Below are 20579 nucleotides of genomic sequence, written 5' to 3'. Positions count from 1 at the left end.
GTCAACCACTTAAGACTCATTTCTGTTTACTTTCAGAAACTTTCTATTGAGTTTTCTTTGGCTTGTATGCTAACCTGTAATTGAAGCTTTTTTTTACTTTAATACATACATAGCTTAAAAACTTAATCCATTATTTATAGAAGGAAGTGATAGGATGGAACAATCCTTTTTTAAAGAATTGATTCATTACAACAAACCAAAGGAATCACCTGTTCGCTTAATCGGCGCCGGCCTTTGTATGATCAGTGTGTTATTCACCGGTTATTTATTCCACCAGCTCGCAATCTCTAGCTACGGTTCTTTAGGTATCTTCACCTTTCTTTATTATCAACGACTTCCATTAAAACAATTAATGTTACGTTTATCAATAGTAGGTACTTTTTTGACTGCCGCTAATTTTCTTGGCATGCTCTCAACTCATGCTGTTTGGATCGCACCAATTATTGTTGCGGTGGTCGGTTTTTTAGGACGCTTTTTCTTCCGTTTGTATGGCATTGCTAAACCAGGACCTTTTTTTATTGTTATGGTCACGGCAATGGGCGTTAGTACCAATGTCCCATTGGCTAAAATCCCAGTAATGAGCAGCTATTTTTTTATCGGTGTACTATTTTCTTTGGCGGGGGCTTTTATTATGCATTTCATAGAAAAAGAACCCTTGCCTATCAGTAAAACAAAAAAAACACTCAAGTCACGAATTGATGAAGATCCGGCTGTAGTTATCGATAGTCTACTATATAGTGGCATCCTTTTTTTCGCAGTCTACCTAAGTATGGGCTTGCAACTGAAAAATCCTTACTGGCTAGTTGTTTCTTGCGCCGCTATCTTACAAGGAGATAATCTTCGCGCAATGGCCCACCGTAATATCCAACGCATTTTCGGTACAATTATTGGTCTAGCGATCGCTGCATTTCTGCTGAATCTACCTTTATCAATTTTCGAAACACTGTTAATGATCACAGTCTTATTTGTAACAGTGGAATATTTTGTGAAGCGCAATTACGCGATCGCTCAATTCTTTACTACTCCGATGTCATTGATGCTGTCCATGCTAGTGAAGCAGCAATATCTCTACAGCCTGATTCAATTTCGTTTTCTCGGCATTGTAATCGGTAGCCTGTTAGGCTTACTTGCTGCTTGGATGATGACCACCAGTCTGAGTTTTTATAATCGGAAATTTCATTCAAACTAAATATGATTCACCGAAAACCGAGTGGGAACACTCGGTTTTTGCTATAATGAGGACTATATAAATTGAAGGAGGCTCTTCTATGTATCGATTAATCGCCTGCGACTTGGATGAAACCTTGTTAGATAAAAGTCGGCATGTTTCAAAAAGGACGCAGGAAACAATAAAAATGGCCGAAGCACAAGGGCTGATATTTGCACCAGCCACTGGACGCGGCTTTTACTCAATTAAACAGACTTTGGAGGAATTGGAGGCTGTAAACAAATCCAATCATTATATGATAGGGTTTAACGGCGGCGTAGTGGTAGAAAATCACGGACCTACCATTATCAAAGATTTCCCTATGCCCTTTGAAATCCTGTCACGTTTGTTTGAATTCGGTTGCAACTATCAGGTAGCAATCCATCTTTATACGTTTGAACAAACCTATGTCTATCACAGTAATCCTGAAGAAGACGCCTACTTAACGACGATTCCTCACGAAAAAAGATTCGATGATGATATTCACTTTTTAAAAGACCACGTATGTTACAAAGCTTTGTTTCAAAATTTGGACCGCAGCTATTTAGAACAATTAGAGCAGGAAATGCCTAAAGAGCTGCACGATGTATTGGAGATTAGCTATTCCTCTAATCGTTATATCGAATTCAATCCAAAGGGCGTTAACAAAGGTGCAGCATTGCGAACATTGGCAGATCATTTAAGTATTCCGATGAACGAAACCATCGCCATTGGTGACAATATCAACGATCTAGCCATGATCCGCGAAGCTGAATTAGGAATTGCAGTAGCGAATGCTGTGCCTACTATAAAAGAAGCAGCGCAGCATACAACCGTTGCAGATCATGAACAAAGCGCTGTGGCCGAAGTCATCGAAACCTTCATTCTATAATCTATAATAGAAAAAAAGCGAAGCAACTCATTTGAGCTTGCTTCGCTTTTAACGTATTCTGCGCCATAAAATCAAAATCAACCAGATGGACAGTCCAATACTAATCACTACCGTAATCACCCAACCGATTTCAGAATGGGTAAATGGCAGCGGCATGTTCATTCCGAAAAAACCAGTCACAATTGTTGGTATCGTTAATAACAACGACCAGATCGTTAAAATTTTCATTGTGTCGTTCAAATTATTGTTCAATAAATTATTGTAAGTTCCCGATAGCTGATCCAGGACCTCACTGGACAGCCTGGTCATTTCTACCGCCTGCTTGGCCTCGATCAACGCATCATCTAACTCTTCTTTTTCTTTATCTGTGAAACTCGAAAAGATCACTTGGACTTTGACCTGCTCTAAAAGTACGGCATTCTGTTTTGTCGCAGTTACTAAGTAAACTAAACCAATCTCTAGATCAGAAAGTGCTAATAAATTTTTATTTGTTGTTTTCTCTCGAAGTTTTTTATTTAATTGTATTCGTTGGCTATCAACTTCCTCAACTAAAGGAAAATAATAATCAGAAATCAAAAATAGGGTATGGAACAATAAACTCGCGGTGCTTTGATTCGGCTCATTCATTAATAAATTGTCGATAATATTTTCAACATAAGCGGTCCGCTCATTTACAAAAGAAAAGAAATAATGATCCTTTAAAATAAAGGCCATTGGACTTGTCTCATAATGATTATCCTTTTTTAACAAGTTCGGTACATTAAAAATCAGCAGCAAGGCTTTTTCCATCGGATCATACTCCACACGTGCCCGCTCATTATCGTCCAGCGCGTAGGTCAACATCTCATCACTGATTGCGTAGCTTTCCCGCAATTTCTTTACTTCGTGAGATTGCGTGCTGTCCACATTAATCCACGAACACATCTCTTGATTGAATGTTTGTTTGCTGTCCATTAAACCCCTCCTGGTCTAGATCGTTCTAGTCCAGTATAACAAAAACTGGGCTTTGATAGTTCACTGCCGCCCTCCAATAAAAGAAAAACAGAAACGAACTCTTGTCGTTCCTGCTCTCTATCACTTCATTAATTATCCTTTCACGCCGCCAGCTGTGATTCCTTCCACATAATACTTCTGCATCACCATAAACAACAGCGTGATTGGGATCGCGATAATTACACAACCCGCTGTAAAAGGCATAAACCAGTGATTAATTTTATCCGGCTGCAGCATCGTGAACAATCCGATCGCTACGGTATATTTTTGTTTTTGCTGACCCAAAATTACTTGGGCGAAAATGAAATCCATCCATGGAATCATAAATGTCATCAAAGCCGTGTACACAATGATCGGCTTAGATAACGGCAATGTGATTTTAAGGAAAATATCTTTTTTCGTAGCGCCATCAATCATCGCCGATTCATCCAGTGAATACGGAATCGTATCGAAAAAGCCTTTAGCAATATAAAAACCTAACGCGGCCCCTGCAGAATAGACGATGACTAGTGCAACCAGCGTACCATCCAGCTCCATCGCCTTTAAGATGTAATACACAGCGATCATGCTCATAAAGGCCGGAAACATATTCAAAACTAACGCTAATTTCAAGAAACGATTACGAAACTTAAACTTGATTCGAGAAACAGAATAAGCGATCGCCACTGTAATAAAGGTTGAAATAAGGCACGTAGCGATGGCGACAATCAGCGTATTCATAAACCAGCGGGCAAACGGATACGAGCTATTGGTGAATAGCATTTTGTAATTTTCTAACGTGAAGGTTTTTGGAATAATATAATTAACCGACATGGCACCTTCTCCACGAAAACTGGTCAAAACGACCCATAAAATCGGAAATAGCCAAATCACTGAAAGAATGATCAACAAGACATAGACAAACGTTAAGGTACGGCGTTTTTGCTTTTTCATTATTGCAGACCTCCTTCATAAGATTTCGAGCGTGTGTAGGCCAATAAGCTAAAGACCGCACTCAACACAAAAATAATGATTCCGATAACACTAGCCAAATTATAATCGCTGGCGATGACCGTCAGCTTGTAGAGCCAAGTGACCAGCAAATCGGTGTCTCCGGCTTGATACAGGGCAGAGTTGTTCGGCTTGCCCTCTGTTAATAGATAGATCACATTAAAATTATTGATGTTGCCAATAAATTGCTGAATCAAATTTGGTGTCATAATCAACAAAATTTGCGGAAACGTAATCGAGCGAAAAACTTGAAACTTATTCGCACCATCAATCTCTGCCGCTTCAATCTGTTCAGTTGGCAAGTTCATAATGATTCCAGTCGCAATTAGCATCGTCACCGGAATTCCTACCCACATATTGACAAAAATAATTGAAAATTTTGCCCAAGTACCATCACTCAGAAACGGTAATGCGTTAGAAATCAATCCCCATCTCTCTAGCAGCGCATTCACTGGTCCCCAATCGGCTAATAAATTACGCATAATCAACAAAGAGACAAATTGCGGTACCGCCATCGTAATAACGAAAATCGTTCGAAAAATCTTTTTTCCGCGTAAGCCTTTGGTGTTGATCAATAATGCCAACAAAATTCCAAAGAAGAAATTGGTCGCTGTCGCAGCAACGGCCCAGATCAGTGTCCAAGACAACAGTGGCATAAACGTCTCTGCCATACGTCCCGTCAAAATATTTCTAAAATTCGCGAATCCAACCCAATCAAACAAATGCCCTGGCGGCAAGTGATTATGGTCATAATTCGTAAACGCCAGACCGATCATGTAAACCAAGGGTAAAATCGTAAATAGCAATACTCCAATCAATGGTATGATCATTAACGTCATGTGGAAACGACCATTAGTCAGTGTTTTTAGATCCTCCCTAAAGCTCGGAATGCTCTTATGTTCCTTGTTCAAAACAAATAATTTACGGTTGCTCTTTAAACTGCACCAATACACATAAAAGAATATTCCACAAAAAATAATGGCTGCTAATCCATAAATCATTAATAACATGGAATTGTCGCCTTCAACAGAAACCTTCATCCTTATTCCATCAATCGTTTGCCACTGCATTCCTTGCGTTTTCGTCCCTAAAGTTATCAGACCAACGATCCCGGGAATAATTTGATAAATACAGGCGATAATAAAGAAAATTTCAGCTAGTAAAAATAAAATCCCTTTGAAGATTTGCTTATTTAACAGATTACTGAATCCCATAATTAAAAATGATAGCTTTGTTTTGAGATCACCTTCTTTGAACACTTGTTTCATCGAAATCACTTCGCCGTAACTCCCGGCTATTTCCATCGATAAAACCTCCCTTTTTCGAATTAATTCGGACAATTATACAAAAAGATTTCGGAGCAAAAAAAATGATTTCTTTTGCCCCGACATCCGCTAAATCTTACTTATCACCAGAGATATCCTTCACTAACTGATCCAGTTTTGCTTGATATTGATCCGGTTTGATTTTTCCATTATAGGTATCACTTAAAACAGCAGCAGAGGCTGTCCAGAAATTCGTCATTTCAGGAATCTTCGGCATAACGACGGAGTACTCTGAACCACTCATAGTAACGACCGCGTTCGCTAATTCATCATTCGTCACATAATCGGCTTCTTGAATCGTTGTATTCGATGGAATAATATTTCTCGTTTCATCCTTAAACTGGGCTTCTTGCACCGCTTCGCTGGATAAATAAGAAGCTAGCTTATAATCTGCAGCGATTTTCTTTGAATCGCCATTAGCTGGTGCTTGGTTCACCGCGTAAAGCTTCACACCCAAGAAGGCTTTTTGCTGAACCTCATTGCCGCCGATAGTTATTTTTGGATAAACTGCAATTCCTAAATTATCTTTTCCTACCGCTTCGATAGCTTTTTCTTTATCCCATGGACCAGATTCAAATGTTGCAATCTTCTCATTTTCAAATTGCGAAATATAATCATCTCCGACATTTATAAAGCCAGAATTATTTTTCTGATCGGCAATCCACTGTAAGACGGAAATCCCAGCTGAATTGTTCCAATCCGTGCCTTTCACATCTTCTCCAGTATCACCGAACAGCTTATCCCCCACTGACATAAATAATGGTCCGATTTTATAAGCGTCAACAGCTTTCAAATTTGCACCAAATGTCGCGTCTTTAGTGATATTCTCATAAGAGCTGACTTGATTTTCATTTAGCATTTTTTTGTTGTAATACAGAACCTGCGATTCAATCCCATATGGGAACGCATACACTTTATCTTTATAAGTCGCACCAGCCAAAGCTGTTTCTGATTGAGCTGACTTGATCTCATCCACATATTTTTCAGGAATTTCCTGAATGACTCCTGAATCAACCAATTGTCCTAATTGATCATGAGGAAGCGCAAAAACATCCGCAGCGGAGGAAGGATCCTTTTTCACGTTTTCCTGTGCTTTTGCATCTTCTGTTTCAACGACCTTCACATGGATATCTGGATTATCTTTCTCAAAATCCTCTAAAACTTTCGTATAGAATTTTTTTGAATCTGTGGTGATCCATAACGTGACATCTGTTTTATCAGACGAGCCTGATGCTTTCTTTTCACCTGACCCTGAACCGCACGCCGCCAATGTTAAGGCTGTTGCACCTAACATTACCCCTGATAATAAATACTTTTTCAAATTGCTCTTCATTTCGCTTCCTCCTGTGTTAATTGAATTTTTGCTACAAGGCACATTATGCAACCGATTGCGCATAATTGCAAGAGAAAGCGCTTGATTTATTTATTTTTTCTAGAATTATCTTTGTTCGAGTATTTTTACGAAATATCAAAACAAGAAAAGAACCATCCATTTGCGGTTTCCTACCATGTTTAGTACTCGAAATTTCAATTAGAACTCTTAGAAATTCTATTGAGACTATAAATATACTTGTTGCAACCGATTGCACAATATGTAATAATTGCACCACAATAACCGATGAATAAAAAATGATTGCGGTCCAACTTTTCCCAATCTTATTCGTGCAAAAAGAATGTCAGGTGAAACGAGACGATATTATGGCAAGCAGTATAGTTGGATGACATACGACTTGACAATCAGGCTTATTTTTCTGGAGGAAAAAGGAGTAATCAAATGGTCGAACTAAATTTGAAGCACATAAACAAAAAGTATCCGAGCAATAATACCTATTCTGTAAAGGATTTTAATCTCAAAATTGAAAATCGTGAATTCATTGTCTTCGTCGGCCCTTCCGGTTGCGGAAAATCCACTACGTTAAGAATGATCGCAGGTCTAGAAGATATTACGGAAGGTGACTTTGAAATCGACGGCATAAGAATGAATGATACACCGCCAAAGGATCGCGATATCGCTATGGTTTTTCAAAATTATGCATTATATCCCCATATGACTGTGTTCGAAAATATGGCTTTTGGATTGAAACTACGAAAATATCCGAAAGAAGAAATTAAAAAACGCGTAGAGGATGCTGCTAAAATCTTAGGCTTAACAGAATTATTGGATCGAAAGCCAGCAGATATGTCAGGTGGACAGCGACAGCGGGTCGCTATGGGACGAGCAATCGTTCGTGACGCGAAGGTCTTTTTGATGGATGAACCTTTATCAAATTTAGATGCGAAACTGCGGGTTCAAATGCGGGCGGAAATTGCTAAGATTCATCAAAATCTTGGCTCTACCACGATTTACGTAACACACGATCAAACTGAAGCCATGACACTAGCAGATCGCATCGTGATTATGAATCAAGGCGTGATTCAGCAGGTCGGTTCACCGCAAGAATTGTACAACAGACCCGCTAATAAATTTGTCGCTGGCTTTATGGGCAGTCCAGCAATGAATTTCTTTGAGGTCATTTTCAAAAATGGACGCATCACAAATCAAAAAGGATTAGATTTGCCTTTACCAGAAGGTCAGGCGAAGGTCTTATCGGCACAGGGGTATGAAGGAAAATCTTTAACTTTCGGAATCCGCCCAGAGGATATCACGGCTGAAGAGGTTGCTTTAGAAGCTTATAAAGATTCAGTGGTTTCAGCTACTGTCATTGTCAGCGAACTGCTTGGATATGAATCCATGCTGTATTCAACGATTGGTGACACAGAATTTGTTTCTAAAGTAGATGCTCGAGATTTCCATGATCCCGGTGAACAAATTGATCTAGCCTTTAATTTAAGCAAAGCGCGCTTTTTCGATAGTGATACAGAAAAAGCAATCGATTAACTACGGAGGTTTCTATGAATACAGCAGCAATCTATCATCGTACTGAAAGCGAATATGCCTATCTATACACCAACGAACTGATGCACGTGCGTTTGCGTACAGCACGCGCAGACTGCAAAAACGTTTCGTTAGTTCATGGGGATCCCTATGAACTAGAAAAAAAGCGCTGGTACAAGCAGCCGTCTGCAATGCGAAAAACACTATCCACAGATCTTTATGATTATTGGGAAGTTGATGTCACCGCTCCTTATCATCGGTTAAGCTACGGATTTATTGTTACCGGCTATGATGAAACGACGGTGTTCTTCACTGAACATGGAGTTTTTCCGGTTGAAGAAAACTATTTATTGATGGCGAATAATTATTTTCGCATGCCGTTTTTCCATGAAATCGATCGTTTTAAAGCGCCGCAATGGGTGAAAGAAACTGTCTGGTATCAAATCTTTCCGGAACGCTTTGCCAATGGCGATCCGTCCAACGATCCAGAAGGTGTGCTTCCTTGGGACAGTAAGGAATATCCTGGAAAACAGGATTTTTATGGCGGTGACCTGCAAGGTATCATTGATCATCTAGATTATTTAAGCGATTTGGGAATCAATGGGATTTATTTTTGCCCGATTTTTACAGCACCTTCCAATCATAAATACGATACTTCGGACTATTTAGAGATTGATCCTGCCTTCGGTGATAAAGAGCTCTTCCGTAAACTCATTGAGGAATGTCATCGACGAGGAATCCGCATTATGCTGGACGCAGTATTTAATCATATGGGAGATACTTCCCCACAATGGCGCGATGTTCTCGAAAAGGGAGAAAAATCTCGCTTTAAAGATTGGTTTCATATCCATTCTTTTCCTGTTCAATATACGAAAACTGACGATTTTGAAGTTGCTGAAGACTTGAATTACGATACGTTTGCGTTTACTCCACACATGCCAAAGCTGAATACCGCCAACAAGGAAGTTCAGGAATATATTTTGTCGATCGCAAAATATTGGATTCAAGAATTCGACATTGACGCTTGGCGTTTAGATGTTGCCAATGAAGTAGATCATCAATTATGGAAAAAATTTGCAGCGACCTGCCACGAATTAAAGGATGATTTTTATCTGCTGGGTGAAGTCTGGCATAGCTCTCAGCCATGGCTTCAAGGAGATGAATTTACTGCAGTGATGAATTATGCCTTTACCGAATCGATCATTAACTATTTCTTGGAAAGAACGATTCCATTAGATAAATTGGTCAGCAATCTGAATGAACAGCTGACGCTTTATCGCAAACAAACCAATCAAATGATGCTTAACACGATTGATAGCCACGATACACCACGCATATTGACCTTGGCTGGTGGTAATAAAGACCTAATGAGACAGGTTTTAGCCTTTCTTTATTTACAGCAAGGAATCCCCTGTCTTTATTACGGTGATGAAGTCGGTTTGGATGGCGGCATAGATCCAGATTGTCGAAAATGTATGATTTGGGATCCAGAAAAACAAGATTTGCAACTTTTCGAATTTGTAAAGCAGTTGATCGCACTTCGCCGAGAAAATCAATTCACCCTCTGTGAAGGATCGCTTGAATGGCAAAAGGTGGATACATCTACGGGAACGCTGATTTTTTCACGAGACATTTCCAACGAAAAGATCGTCGGTATCTTCAATACGGGGAATCATTCCATTTTCGAGCAGGTATCTGATGAAGTCCTTATGCTGCAGCTTGCGAATATCAAAGGAGATAGTATCGCAATTGAGCCCAATGGTTTTGTCATTTTGAAAAAGTAACCATGCATTTTTTAGGAGGTTAAAGTATATGCATCATTGGTGGCAAGAAGTTGTCGTTTATCAAATCTACCCACGTAGCTTTCAAGATACGAATGGAGATGGGATTGGAGATTTGGCAGGAATTATTTCGCGTCTTGATTATTTACAGAAGCTGGGAATCGGAGCAATCTGGTTAAGTCCGGTCTATCAAAGTCCAAACGATGATAACGGCTATGACATCTCAAATTATCAAGCAATCATGCAGGAATTCGGAACGATGGCGGAAATGGAGCAGCTGATCCAAGCAGCAAAAGAACGTGGTATTCGAATTATCCTAGATTTAGTCGTCAATCATACCAGCGATGAACACAACTGGTTTATTGAAGCCCGAAAATCGAAAGACAATCCTTATCGTGATTTCTATATTTGGCGTGATCCTGTTCACAACACCTATCCAAATAATTTGAAAAGTATCTTCAGCGGACCTGCTTGGCAGTATGATGAGACAACGCAACAGTATTACTTCCATCTTTTTAGCAAAAAACAACCGGATCTGAATTGGGCAAATCCTACTGTACGACAAGTGGTGTACGATATGATGAATTTTTGGATTGATAAAGGGATCGGCGGCTTCCGCATGGATGTGATTGACCTTATTGGAAAAATTCCTGATGAAGAAATTACCGGCAACGGACCAAAGCTGCATGATTATTTACAGGAGATGAATCAGGCAACCTTTGGCGGAAAAGATTTACTGACTGTCGGGGAAACCTGGGGTGCTACTCCCGAAATCGCCAAGCTCTATTCTGATCCGGAACGCGATGAACTGTCGATGGTCTTCCAATTTGAACACATCGGCTTAGATGAAGTCGCCGGTCAATCCAAATGGGTGAGTCGCCCCTTACAGATAAAAGAATTGAAGGAAGTCTTTTCAAAATGGCAGACCGAATTAGGTGATCAAGGTTGGAATTCACTTTTTTGGAACAACCATGACCTTCCTCGTATTGTGTCACGTTGGGGAAATGATGAGGATTATCATGAAAAATCAGCGAAATTATTAGCCATTTTGCTCCATTGTATGAAAGGAACTCCCTATATCTATCAAGGAGAAGAAATTGGCATGACCAATCATGTCGTCGCGGACATCACAGAAGTCGAGGATATCGAAAGTCGAAATATGTATGCCGAACGGCTCGCTGCCGGACAATCCAAAGAAACGCTTTTAGCAGCAATCAATCGAAAAGGACGGGACAACGGACGAACGCCAATGCAGTGGGACGCTTCCCCTTACGCCGGTTTTACAACAGGTACTCCCTGGCTGGCAGTCGTGCCAAATTATCCCAAGATCAATGTGACACATGCTTTACGTGATCCTCACTCCATTTTCTATACCTATCAACAATTGATCCAGTTGCGAAAAGAACAACCGATCATGGTATGGGGCGAGTACAAATTATTGACTGAAACAGCCGATGACGTCTTCAGCTATCTCCGAATTTATGAAAACAAGCGCTGGCTGATTGTCACGAACTTTTCAAATGATCCTCATTCATTTACTTATCCCGAGGGAACGTTAGGAAAGGTCATCATTTCAAATTTAACGACTGATATCCCACGTGAACAAACCATTCACTTAGAACCTTGGGATGCCTTTGTCGTAGAGCTAGGAGAAGACACATGACTAAATGGTGGAAAAATGCCGTAGGATACCAAATTTACCCTCGCAGCTTTATGGATAGTAACGATGATGGTATCGGTGATCTAAAGGGTATCCAAGCAAAACTCACTTATCTAAAGGAGCTAGGCATTGATTTTATTTGGCTAAATCCTATTTACAAGAGTCCAAATGTAGATAATGGCTACGATATTTCAGATTACCAAGCCATCAATCCTGAATTTGGGACACTTGAGGACTTGAAAGACTTGTTGGCTGCTGCTCATGAGCTGGGGATTCGTCTTATTATGGATTTAGTTGTCAACCATACCAGCGATCAGCACCCTTGGTTTATAGAATCAAAAAAAGGCAAGGACAATCCTTATCGCGCCTATTACTTATGGGCCGATGCGACGCCGGAGAAAATGCCGAATAATTGGCAAAGCTTTTTTGGCGGATCAACCTGGACCTATGATCCCAACACAAAACAGGCCTATTTTCACGTCTTCGCTAAAGAGCAACCTGATTTAAATTGGAAAAATCCAGCGATGCGGGAAAATATTTACCGAATGATTCGCTGGTGGCTGGACTTCGGCATTGACGGTTTTCGTTTAGATGCCATCAGCCACATTCAAAAAGAACCTTGGGATTTTAAAATCACGTCTAACCCTTGGGCGCCCTTCATGAATGTTGTCGGAATCGAAACGTATATGGCCGAATTGCGAGAGATTTTCCGAAGCTATGACATCATGACTGTCGGTGAAGCAAGCGGGGTGAATAGTAAAACAGCCCCCTTTTGGACCGATGAAGAAGACGGCTACATCGACATGATCTTCGAACTGGAGCATCAGGTTCGAACTGGTGAACCCGGCTCTGAAACAGGCGATCTGCTGGGCTTCAAAAAGGTATTATCCCGCTGGCAAAAAGACATGCAGCCGCTAGGATGGAATGCATTGTATACCGATAATCATGATAATCCCCGCAGCAACTCAACCTTTGGCAATGAAACCCGTGAATCAGCTACGGCACTAGCTACTGCTTATATGCTATTGAGAGGGACACCTTTCATTTATCAAGGTCAGGAATTAGGAATGACGAACTTCCCTTTCGAATCGATTGAAGAGGTCAATGCAACAGATTCACTAGCGGCGTATCATGATTGTCTAAATAAAGGAATTCCACCAGAAGAAGCCTTGCGTTTAATCACTCATTGGACCCGTGATCATTCTCGAACACCCATGCACTGGACTGACTTTGGCGGCTTTTCAACAAATCTCCCTTGGATGAAGATCAATCCTAACACGGATAAGATTAACGTTGCACTTCAGGAAGCAGACCCGTTTTCTCCATTAAACTATTACAAGAAATTGATTGCACTGAGAAAGTCATTGCCTGTTTTTCTAAACGGTAGTTATCATATCGAACTAGCAAAACATCCCAAAGTCTGGGCCTACACCCGCAAACTAGACTTAGAGGAAGCGTATGTCCTCACAAATTTGAGTGACCAATCGCAGTCTGTCACCCTACCCAATCGCTGGGTAAACGCACCAGCCATGATTTTATTGGCGAATTATCAATATTCGTCATGGAAAAAAACAATGACACTGCGACCATTTGAAGCGGTGGTGGTAAAAAAAGATGCTTAACCAATTAAGATTAAGCATCTTTTCATTATTCGACTACGACACCTTGGACTTCTAAAATTTTTTCATCAATCAAGCGTATGACTTCATCGCGTGCGGCAGCATCATCTACAAAGTTCAAACGATCCCCGTCGATTTGAATTTTAGGACTCTCATTGTAGTCCTCATACCATTGATCGTAACGGCTGTTCAATTCTTTATAATAATCATAAAGGGTTGGATCAAATTCCAGTTGTTCATATTCACGTCCACGCTTTTGAATCCGTTCCATCATCGTTTCAAAAGAAACACGGATATGAACCAACAAATCTGGATGCTTCTTGTGAGCGGCATAAGGCAATTCCTGCATCATATTCGCCAACAATTCATCATAAACCTTCACTTCTGTCTCCGTTGCCCGACCAAGATCGGCATTTAGATGGAATAATAAAGAATCCTCATATATTGAGCGATCTAGCACATTATTGTCATCCTGCATTGCTTTTTTGATGCTGTCAAACCGTTTGTTTAAAAAATAAATCTGTAATAAAAAAGCATATTGCTCTGGATCAGCATAAAACAGCGGCAATACCTCATTATCATCAATTGATTCATAAAAAGCCTGACTACCTAGATGCTCTGACAACATCGCGGTCAAACTTGATTTCCCTGCTCCAATGGTACCTGCTAATACAATCACGCTCATAAACCTCCAACTCACTTCATACAAAATATAGTAATTATTTCTCAACTTTTCTAATATACCCCCAATATCTTGTATCGTCAATCAAAATACCTATCTAAAAAATCACTTTTTTCTTCTAAAGAATGTTTAAAAAATCACTGATTTTCAAAAACTTTTCAGTCGTTTCGTTTACTTGTCCGTCTTCTCTGAGTAAAATGGGAAGAGACTAAAGTAGGTAATTATTACTAAGTAAGGTTTCTGTTAGCACTTCTAGTAAAAGATAAAATGAAAACAAATTGTTTTTACTACAAGAACAGTTCAATTAAAATAAATATTAACAAGAATATTTTAATTTTTCTTATGAGAAAGAACGACTCTAAAACGAAATAGGGGTTTTTTGAATGAAATCGATTGGCACGGGTTATGCCAGCGGGAAAATCATCTTAATGGGGGAACACTCAGTTGTCTACGGGGAACCAGCGATTGCCTTTCCTTTTTCAGGAACGGGCATCCAAGCAACGGTCCGCGCAAATAAAGTAGAATCATGGATCGAATCTAGTTTCTTCCATGGGCCGCTTTCAGAAGCCCCAAATACAATGCGCAACGTGACGGTCTTACTATGGTATTTAGTGAAGCATTTTAAAATTCCAGAACCATTTTATTTAAAAATTGAAAGCTCCATCCCCGCTGAACGGGGAATGGGCTCTAGTGCAGCAGTAGCGGTCGCAATTACACGTGCTGTTTTTGACTGGATGGAAGAACCCGCTACACAAGATAGCGTACTGCATTTTGTCAATCAAGCTGAAGCGGTTGCTCACGGCAATCCTAGCGGTATTGATGCGACAACCATCAGCGGTACTGAACCGATCCTTTACCAAAGAGGCATTGGTTTCCAACCTTTCCAGTTAAATATGGATGCCTTTTTAGTCGTGGCAGATACAGGTGTGAAGGGACAGACACGTAAAGCGGTTAAAGACATCGCAAAATTAATGGAGCTGCGTCCTTATGAAACTAATAAGCAAATGCAGACACTAGGAAAATTAACCAGTCAAGCACAAAAAGCCATTTTACAAAACCAACCACGGAATTTAGGCGACTGCATGAATCAGGCACAAGGCTTATTACGATTATTAGGTACCAGCAATCGTCACTTAGACCACTTGATTGAAACAGCTTTAGAAAATCAAGCCCTGGGAGCAAAATTAACGGGCGGCGGACGTGGCGGCTGCATGATCGCTCTGGCAGAAGATGAGACTAGCGGACGTCAGCTGCAGCAAATTCTATTGGATGCCGGTGCGCGAAATACATGGATCGAAGGGTTAGGTGTGTACGCACATGTTTAGTGGTAAAGCTCGAGCTTATACGAATATTGCCTTGATTAAATATTGGGGCAAAGAAAACCAAGAATTAATCATCCCAATGAACAACAGCTTATCGCTGACATTGGATGCTTTTTATACAGAAACACATGTGACCTTTTCAGAAGAGCTCATTGAAGATCAATTCTATTTAGACAATCAACTACAAGATTCGAAAGCGACCTTAAAAGTGAGTCGCTTTCTTAATGTCATTCGCGATAAAGCCGATTGTTCCTTGCGAGCGATTGTTAAAAGTCAAAACTTCGTACCGACCGCAGCAGGCTTGGCTTCTTCTGCTAGCGGATTGGCCGCTTTAGCAGGTGCCGCAAGTGCCGCATTAGATTTGAAGCTCTCTTCTGCAGAGCTGTCTCGTCTCGCACGTCGTGGATCTGGTTCTGCCTGTCGCAGCATTTACGGCGGTTTTGCGGAATGGCAAAAAGGCGATTCTGATGAAACCTCTTATGCTGTCAACATTCCCAGCGGCGGCTTTGAAGATGACTTAAGTATGATCTTTGTCGTCGTCAATGATGCACAAAAAGATGTTTCAAGTCGCGATGGCATGCAGCGCACTGTGGAAACTTCTGCTTTTTATGATGGCTGGCTGCAAACTGTACCAGCAGATTTAGCTAAGGCAAAACAAGCAATCGCTGAAAAAGATTTCACTGCTTTAGGCGAAGTAACCGAAGCCAGTGCATTGAAAATGCACGGTACCACTTTAGCAGCGAATCCGCCGTTTACTTATTGGTCAGCGGAAAGTATGAAAGTGATGAACCTTGTTCGTCAAATTAGAAGCAGCGGATTGCCTTGCTACTTCACGATGGATGCTGGTCCAAATGTAAAGATTTTAGTAGAACGTAAAAACGAAGAAGCATTACTTCGCATATTGAAGGATCAAATGGACAGTCAACAACTCGTTGTCGCCCACGCTGGTCCTGCAATTGAAATTTTGACAGAGGAGGAAATAAAATGATCGAAGTAACAGCACCTGGGAAATTATATATCGCCGGTGAGTACGCGGTGGTGGAACCGGGACACCCGGCTATTATCGCAGCGATTGATCAATTTATTTCCGTTTCGATCGGCCCTACTAAAAAAAGCGGCAGTATTCAATCTGCCCAATATAGTGATATGCCGATTCGTTGGACAAGACGTAAAAATGAATTGGTTTTAGATATTCGCGACAATCCCTTCCATTACATTTTGGCGGCAATCCATTTTACTGAAAAGTTCGCTCAAGAAAAAGGGAAACAACTAGCCTTCTTTGATTTGAAAGTAACCAGTGAATTAGATAATTCTAACGGTCGTAAATATGGTTTAGGCTCTAGCGGTGCGGTAACAGTTGCAACGGTTAAAGCGTTGAATGCTTTTTATAATTTACAGCTTTCTCAGCTGGAATTGTTCAAATTAGCAACTTTAGCCCATTTAAATGTACAGGGAAATGGCTCTTGCGGAGATATTGCGGCAAGCTGTTACGGCGGCTGGCTGGCCTTTTCTACTTTTGATCACGATTGGGTACTAAACAAATTAGAAACTGAAAGACTAACTACATTAATTGAAAGTGACTGGCCTAGTCTAAAAATTGAACCTTTAGAAGTGCCGGAAGATTTACGTTTATTGATTGGTTGGACTGGCAGTCCCGCATCGACTTCCGATTTAGTCGACCAGGTTCATCAATCTCGGGACGAGAAGAAAACTTCCTATGAAAACTTTCTTCAAGAAAGTAAAAAATGTGTCGATAAAATGATTCAAGGTTTCAAACAAAATGATGTGGCTTTGATTCAAAAAATGATTCGTAAAAACCGTAGTCTATTGAATCAATTAACCAGTCTTAGCAACGTTTCGATTGAAACAGAAGAATTGAAACGTTTGAATGATTTAGCAGAACAATATGGCGGCGCGGCGAAATCATCTGGTGCTGGCGGCGGCGATTGCGGGATCGTGATTGTTGATAAGCGCGCAGGTATTCTTCCTCTGATGAGTTCTTGGGAAAAGGCCGGCATTACACCGCTTCCTTTACACGTCTATCATTTCACGGAGGGCTACCATGAATCGTAAAGATGAACATGTTTCCTTGGCGCGAGCCTTCCATCAACAACCAAAAGAAAATGATTTCGATGCTGTTCGTCTGATTCATTCCTCTTTCGTCACTATACGACCAGAAGAAATTGATTTAAGTACCGAGATTCTCGGCTTGCAGCTTAGCGCCCCCTTCTACATCAATGCGATGACCGGCGGCAGTGAGAAAACCAAAAAGATCAATCATGATCTAGCGATTATCGCTCGTGAAACAAACTTAATGATGGCTACCGGTTCTGTCAGTGCGGCGTTAAAAGATTCAACTGTTGCAGACTCTTATAGTGTAGTCCGTGAAGTAAATCCTGACGGTTTGATCTTAGGCAATATGGGTGCAGGCAGAACAAGTGAGGATGCTAAAAAAATCGTCGATCTGCTTCAAGCCGACGGAATGCAGATTCACGTAAACGTGCCACAGGAACTTGTCATGCCTGAAGGCGATCGTGATTTTCACGAATGGCCGCATAATATCCAGCAAACCGTTCAACAATTAGATATTCCTGTAATCATTAAAGAAGTTGGCTTCGGGATGACCCGAGAAACCATTCAGCAATTCCAAACACTTGGCGTAAAAGCCGTAGATGTTTCTGGGCGCGGCGGTACCAGCTTCTCACAAATCGAAAATGCTCGTCGTAAAAAAAGAGAACTGAACTATTTAGATGACTGGGGCCAATCAACGGTAATCTCTTTGCTAGAAGCCCAAGAATTTGATCATCTGACGTTTCTTGCTTCCGGCGGAATTCGCGATGCTTATGACATTTTTAAAGCTCTTTGTTTAGGAGCTAAAGCAGTCGGCATCTCCGCTACGATTCTAGATCATCTAATCAGCAATGGCATTGATGCTACGATTGAAATGATTGAAGATTGGAAATCCCAGCTTCAACGTTTGTATCTGATGACTAACAAAGCAAAGACTGCAGATTTGATCCATAATCCTATCATTATCAGTGGCGCACCAAAAGAATGGTGCCAAGCTCGCAGCATCGATTATAGAAAACTAGCGGTACGCAATTAAGGTACAAATAATAAGAGGATGAGATCAATAGGTCTCATCCTCTTTACTTATAGTAATATTTTACTTCTAAAATCAAGAGCAGTATTTATTTTCCGAAAAGACGTTGCAGCCAATTTTTCTTTTCACCGATCCGAATATTACCGCTAATCTTTTTAGCATCTAACATTGATTGGAAAAAGATATTGTCCTGTAATAATAATTGATTAATAACCTGCAGACGTCGAAAATGCTTTTTCTTATCCTTATCAAAGGTTAGCTCCTCAGGGATAGTTCCCTGAGCCTCAAGCCGAGCATAGTCTCTTTGGATCATTTTCATCAATTCGTATTGTCGTGTTAGCAAATGATTAATTTGTTTGATTTCAGGAAGCGCCACAGACTTTTTCGAATCCGAAGGTGTTAATTTTTTTAGCGCAGCTACATAATCCTGCATATCTAACATAAAAATATGGTTTGACTTACTTGCCATTAAATTTTTTTCGTCCACTAAATAATCAATCAACATGCCTAATCGTGCATTTGATTCAGCCAACTCATTTATCTCTCGTTTCAGTTTCTCCATGCCCTTCGAATCCTTCCTCTTATCCTAATTCTAGTCTATCGTTTTTCACAGACTATAACAATCAAAGAGGACCATTTTGCGTTAAAGAATTGAATTTTTTAAACAAAAACATCTATTGTTATTTTAGTGAACATGCACAATAAAAGTTTGATTCTTCATTCTTAAATATTATAGGATTTTAAAATATTAAAAATATCAAGAAAGAGTTAGTTATATTATTGGGGCCACTGAAAAAGTCCAGTTTTTTTAAATTCAAAAAATCGAATCCAAAAAAAGCAATGAAATATCTATGCAAAGTGGAGATTAGCGACCAATATTTGGCAGTTAATCTCTACTTTTGTGAGTATATGTTTTTTTTATTTAACTTTATCAGTGGCGCCATATTATTCACACCATTTGTTTTGTATTTGACACAATAAAAGAACTAAATAATTTGAATGAAATGTACGTTCATTCAGACTAGGCATCTTATTAGATTAATATGGAAGTTACATGTAATAGTTTATAAATTAGATAAAAAGATGCCGATAAAATCACCATCTGCAAATGGCCCTTTAAACAACTGATAAACTACTACAAGACAAATTAAACTCAAAAAGAAATATTTATATGCAAATTTTACTTTATATTGATTTTTAAGTAACGAAAACTGAGCAGTCTGATAAAACCAGAAAACACTTAAGAAAAGCAACAAGCAGAAGTTAAACACTCCCCAAGTATCAGAATTTGAAATTTTATCTAAGAAAACAGTCTCTGTTTCAAATAAAATTTTCAATAGCATAATTTGAATCATACTGATAACTATTGGGTAGATGAATTGTTGTACTTTTCGAAACATTTTGGAGATCATGTCCTCTTTGGAATTTTTCACTGAAAAATAGTAGTTCCTTCTAAAAAATTTATATAAATGTCCAACGTTCAAAGCCAGAGATAATACGCAAAAAATTGTAGAAGCAAAGTATATCGTTCTTCCAAATTTATCCGAGTTGAAAAAGTACGAACTAAGAAAAAAAGAAAGAATATATATACCTAAAATAAATAATTTCAAATAAATATTTGTTATCTTGTACGTTTCCGAAAAATTCTTTTGATAAATCTCTGCTTCTTTTTCCTCCACTAAAATATCAGAAATCTGAGTTTGAACGGATTTTATATTTATTGATGAGTTGTTTCCGCTAGTAGATATGTTTTCATAATGTTGATTTTGTTTTTGTATAGCACTAGCTCGAGCATGATCCTCTTTTCGTTCTTTTTCCTCCTTTAAAATTATCGCACTCAAAGTCCCTGCAAATGTCAAAAATGCCGTTATCAATTCAATATTCTCTTTCATGTTATCCCCTTAATGTATAGTATTTATCAAGTATATTGTAACATGCAAATAACATAAAAAAATATTTATGTGGAATAGCGTATGTCATGCTTACATTTTCTCAATACTTATTTCTAAAAAAAAGAAGAGCCCTCTATAATGAAAAGGCTCTTGCTAATTTTTTTGGTTCTATAATATTTTGTGTTGGTGGAAAATCGAAGGCGATTTTCTACTAACACTTTTTTCTTCGTTTCAACTCAAAAAGAGACTCACTTTTGGT

Annotated in this window: 17 protein-coding genes; 10 read left to right on the top strand and 7 right to left on the bottom strand. The window is 39.6% G+C overall.

The genetic code is table 11. From position 1 onward, the window contains the following. The first annotated feature begins 154 nt into the window (after nucleotides 1-154). Together OMU_RS08820 and OMU_RS08815 are read left to right on the top strand one after the other, a co-directional pair. Entirely contained in the window at nucleotides 155-1189 is a 1035-nt protein-coding gene (locus OMU_RS08820) for an FUSC family protein (RefSeq protein WP_016179581.1), read from the top strand. Nucleotides 1190-1268: 79 nt separating this feature from the next. Further along, nucleotides 1269-2078, top strand: coding sequence for a Cof-type HAD-IIB family hydrolase (locus OMU_RS08815; RefSeq protein ID WP_016179580.1), 810 nt, complete (start codon nucleotides 1269-1271; stop codon nucleotides 2076-2078). Nucleotides 2079-2126: 48 nt separating this feature from the next. On the opposite strand, the gene OMU_RS08810 is transcribed toward OMU_RS08815, so the two are convergent. From OMU_RS08810 to OMU_RS08795, 4 genes are all read right to left on the bottom strand, one after another. Next, nucleotides 2127-3032 carry a magnesium transporter CorA family protein gene (locus OMU_RS08810; protein WP_016179579.1) on the bottom strand — a complete coding sequence of 302 codons (906 nt, stop codon included), beginning with the start codon at nucleotides 3030-3032 and terminating at the stop codon, nucleotides 2127-2129. 132 nt (nucleotides 3033-3164) lie between these two features. Beyond that, complete coding sequence (locus OMU_RS08805) at nucleotides 3165-4004, bottom strand: sugar ABC transporter permease (protein ID WP_016179578.1); 840 nt, start codon at nucleotides 4002-4004, stop codon at nucleotides 3165-3167. Beyond that, entirely contained in the window at nucleotides 4004-5365 is a 1362-nt protein-coding gene (locus OMU_RS08800; RefSeq protein WP_016179577.1) for a carbohydrate ABC transporter permease, read from the bottom strand. The genes OMU_RS08805 and OMU_RS08800 overlap by 1 nt, the downstream gene beginning before the upstream one ends. Before the next feature lie 97 nt (nucleotides 5366-5462). Next, nucleotides 5463-6719 carry an extracellular solute-binding protein gene (locus OMU_RS08795; RefSeq protein ID WP_016179576.1) on the bottom strand — a complete coding sequence of 419 codons (1257 nt, stop codon included), beginning with the start codon at nucleotides 6717-6719 and terminating at the stop codon, nucleotides 5463-5465. A gap of 441 nt (nucleotides 6720-7160) precedes the next feature. Between OMU_RS08795 and OMU_RS08790 the strand changes: the two genes are divergently transcribed. From OMU_RS08790 to OMU_RS08775, 4 genes are read left to right on the top strand one after another with little or no spacing between them, the layout of a single operon-like run. Further along, a complete protein-coding gene (locus OMU_RS08790; protein ID WP_016179575.1) occupies nucleotides 7161-8264 on the top strand; it encodes an ABC transporter ATP-binding protein in 1104 nt (367 codons plus the stop codon). Nucleotides 8265-8278: 14 nt separating this feature from the next. Continuing rightward, the gene (locus tag OMU_RS08785) at nucleotides 8279-10045 is read left to right on the top strand and encodes a glycoside hydrolase family 13 protein (RefSeq protein WP_016179574.1); all 1767 of its coding nucleotides are present in this window, start codon (nucleotides 8279-8281) and stop codon (nucleotides 10043-10045) included. 28 nt (nucleotides 10046-10073) lie between these two features. Continuing rightward, nucleotides 10074-11705: a glycoside hydrolase family 13 protein gene (locus OMU_RS08780; RefSeq protein WP_016179573.1), complete on the top strand. Its 1632-nt coding sequence runs from the start codon at nucleotides 10074-10076 to the stop codon at nucleotides 11703-11705. Next, nucleotides 11702-13324, top strand: a complete 1623-nt coding sequence (locus OMU_RS08775) for a glycoside hydrolase family 13 protein (RefSeq protein ID WP_016179572.1) — start codon at nucleotides 11702-11704, stop codon at nucleotides 13322-13324. The genes OMU_RS08780 and OMU_RS08775 overlap by 4 nt, the downstream gene beginning before the upstream one ends. A 25-nt stretch (nucleotides 13325-13349) precedes the next feature. Here the strand turns inward: OMU_RS08775 and OMU_RS08770 are convergent, their stop codons facing one another. Next, nucleotides 13350-14006: a deoxynucleoside kinase gene (locus tag OMU_RS08770; protein WP_034875542.1), complete on the bottom strand. Its 657-nt coding sequence runs from the start codon at nucleotides 14004-14006 to the stop codon at nucleotides 13350-13352. A 380-nt stretch (nucleotides 14007-14386) separates the two neighbouring features. On the opposite strand from OMU_RS08770, the gene mvk reads away from it, so the two are divergent. Genes mvk through fni form a run of 4 tightly spaced genes read left to right on the top strand, consistent with a single transcriptional unit; the run spans nucleotide 14387 to nucleotide 18431 of the window. Continuing rightward, nucleotides 14387-15328 carry a mevalonate kinase gene (mvk, locus tag OMU_RS08765; protein ID WP_016179570.1) on the top strand — a complete coding sequence of 314 codons (942 nt, stop codon included), beginning with the start codon at nucleotides 14387-14389 and terminating at the stop codon, nucleotides 15326-15328. Further along, nucleotides 15321-16313 carry a diphosphomevalonate decarboxylase gene (gene mvaD / locus OMU_RS08760; RefSeq protein ID WP_016179569.1) on the top strand — a complete coding sequence of 331 codons (993 nt, stop codon included), beginning with the start codon at nucleotides 15321-15323 and terminating at the stop codon, nucleotides 16311-16313. The genes mvk and mvaD overlap by 8 nt, the downstream gene beginning before the upstream one ends. Then, entirely contained in the window at nucleotides 16310-17398 is a 1089-nt protein-coding gene (locus tag OMU_RS08755) for a phosphomevalonate kinase (protein ID WP_016179568.1), read from the top strand. Before mvaD ends, OMU_RS08755 begins: the two co-directional genes overlap by 4 nt. Continuing rightward, on the top strand, nucleotides 17388-18431 hold the full coding sequence (fni, locus tag OMU_RS08750) for a type 2 isopentenyl-diphosphate Delta-isomerase (protein WP_016179567.1): 1044 nt from the start codon (nucleotides 17388-17390) through the stop codon (nucleotides 18429-18431). Before OMU_RS08755 ends, fni begins: the two co-directional genes overlap by 11 nt. 85 nt (nucleotides 18432-18516) lie before the next feature. On the opposite strand, the gene OMU_RS08745 is transcribed toward fni, so the two are convergent. Both OMU_RS08745 and OMU_RS08740 read right to left on the bottom strand, forming a co-directional pair. Next, entirely contained in the window at nucleotides 18517-18990 is a 474-nt protein-coding gene (locus tag OMU_RS08745) for a hypothetical protein (RefSeq protein WP_016179566.1), read from the bottom strand. A 502-nt stretch (nucleotides 18991-19492) separates the two neighbouring features. Continuing rightward, nucleotides 19493-20320, bottom strand: coding sequence for a hypothetical protein (locus OMU_RS08740; protein ID WP_016179565.1), 828 nt, complete (start codon nucleotides 20318-20320; stop codon nucleotides 19493-19495). Nucleotides 20321-20579 lie beyond the last annotated feature (259 nt).

Origin of the sequence: Enterococcus avium ATCC 14025, assembly GCF_000406965.1 — a bacterium.
GTDB classification, from domain to species: Bacteria; Bacillota; Bacilli; order Lactobacillales; family Enterococcaceae; genus Enterococcus_A; species Enterococcus_A avium.
The sequence above is the reverse complement of the archived record's forward strand: the minus strand, read 5'-3'. Positions and strand labels throughout refer to the sequence as shown.

Bases quoted from the DNA above. Each gene is read 5' to 3' on its own strand.
- mvk (WP_016179570.1), top strand. From the start codon at position 14,387: ATGAAATCGATTGGCACGGGTTATGCCAGCGGGAAAATCATCTTAATG.
- OMU_RS08775 (WP_016179572.1), top strand. From the start codon at position 11,702: ATGACTAAATGGTGGAAAAATGCCGTAGGATACCAAATTTACCCTCGC.
- OMU_RS08770 (WP_034875542.1), bottom strand. From the start codon at position 14,006: ATGAGCGTGATTGTATTAGCAGGTACCATTGGAGCAGGGAAATCAAGT.
- OMU_RS08810 (WP_016179579.1), bottom strand. From the start codon at position 3,032: ATGGACAGCAAACAAACATTCAATCAAGAGATGTGTTCGTGGATTAAT.
- OMU_RS08755 (WP_016179568.1), top strand. From the start codon at position 16,310: ATGATCGAAGTAACAGCACCTGGGAAATTATATATCGCCGGTGAGTAC.
- OMU_RS08795 (WP_016179576.1), bottom strand. From the start codon at position 6,719: ATGAAGAGCAATTTGAAAAAGTATTTATTATCAGGGGTAATGTTAGGT.
- OMU_RS08815 (WP_016179580.1), top strand. From the start codon at position 1,269: ATGTATCGATTAATCGCCTGCGACTTGGATGAAACCTTGTTAGATAAA.
- OMU_RS08805 (WP_016179578.1), bottom strand. From the start codon at position 4,004: ATGAAAAAGCAAAAACGCCGTACCTTAACGTTTGTCTATGTCTTGTTG.
- OMU_RS08740 (WP_016179565.1), bottom strand. From the start codon at position 20,320: ATGAAAGAGAATATTGAATTGATAACGGCATTTTTGACATTTGCAGGG.
- OMU_RS08800 (WP_016179577.1), bottom strand. From the start codon at position 5,365: ATGGAAATAGCCGGGAGTTACGGCGAAGTGATTTCGATGAAACAAGTG.
- mvaD (WP_016179569.1), top strand. From the start codon at position 15,321: ATGTTTAGTGGTAAAGCTCGAGCTTATACGAATATTGCCTTGATTAAA.
- OMU_RS08785 (WP_016179574.1), top strand. From the start codon at position 8,279: ATGAATACAGCAGCAATCTATCATCGTACTGAAAGCGAATATGCCTAT.
- OMU_RS08745 (WP_016179566.1), bottom strand. From the start codon at position 18,990: ATGGAGAAACTGAAACGAGAGATAAATGAGTTGGCTGAATCAAATGCA.
- OMU_RS08780 (WP_016179573.1), top strand. From the start codon at position 10,074: ATGCATCATTGGTGGCAAGAAGTTGTCGTTTATCAAATCTACCCACGT.
- fni (WP_016179567.1), top strand. From the start codon at position 17,388: ATGAATCGTAAAGATGAACATGTTTCCTTGGCGCGAGCCTTCCATCAA.
- OMU_RS08790 (WP_016179575.1), top strand. From the start codon at position 7,161: ATGGTCGAACTAAATTTGAAGCACATAAACAAAAAGTATCCGAGCAAT.
- OMU_RS08820 (WP_016179581.1), top strand. From the start codon at position 155: ATGGAACAATCCTTTTTTAAAGAATTGATTCATTACAACAAACCAAAG.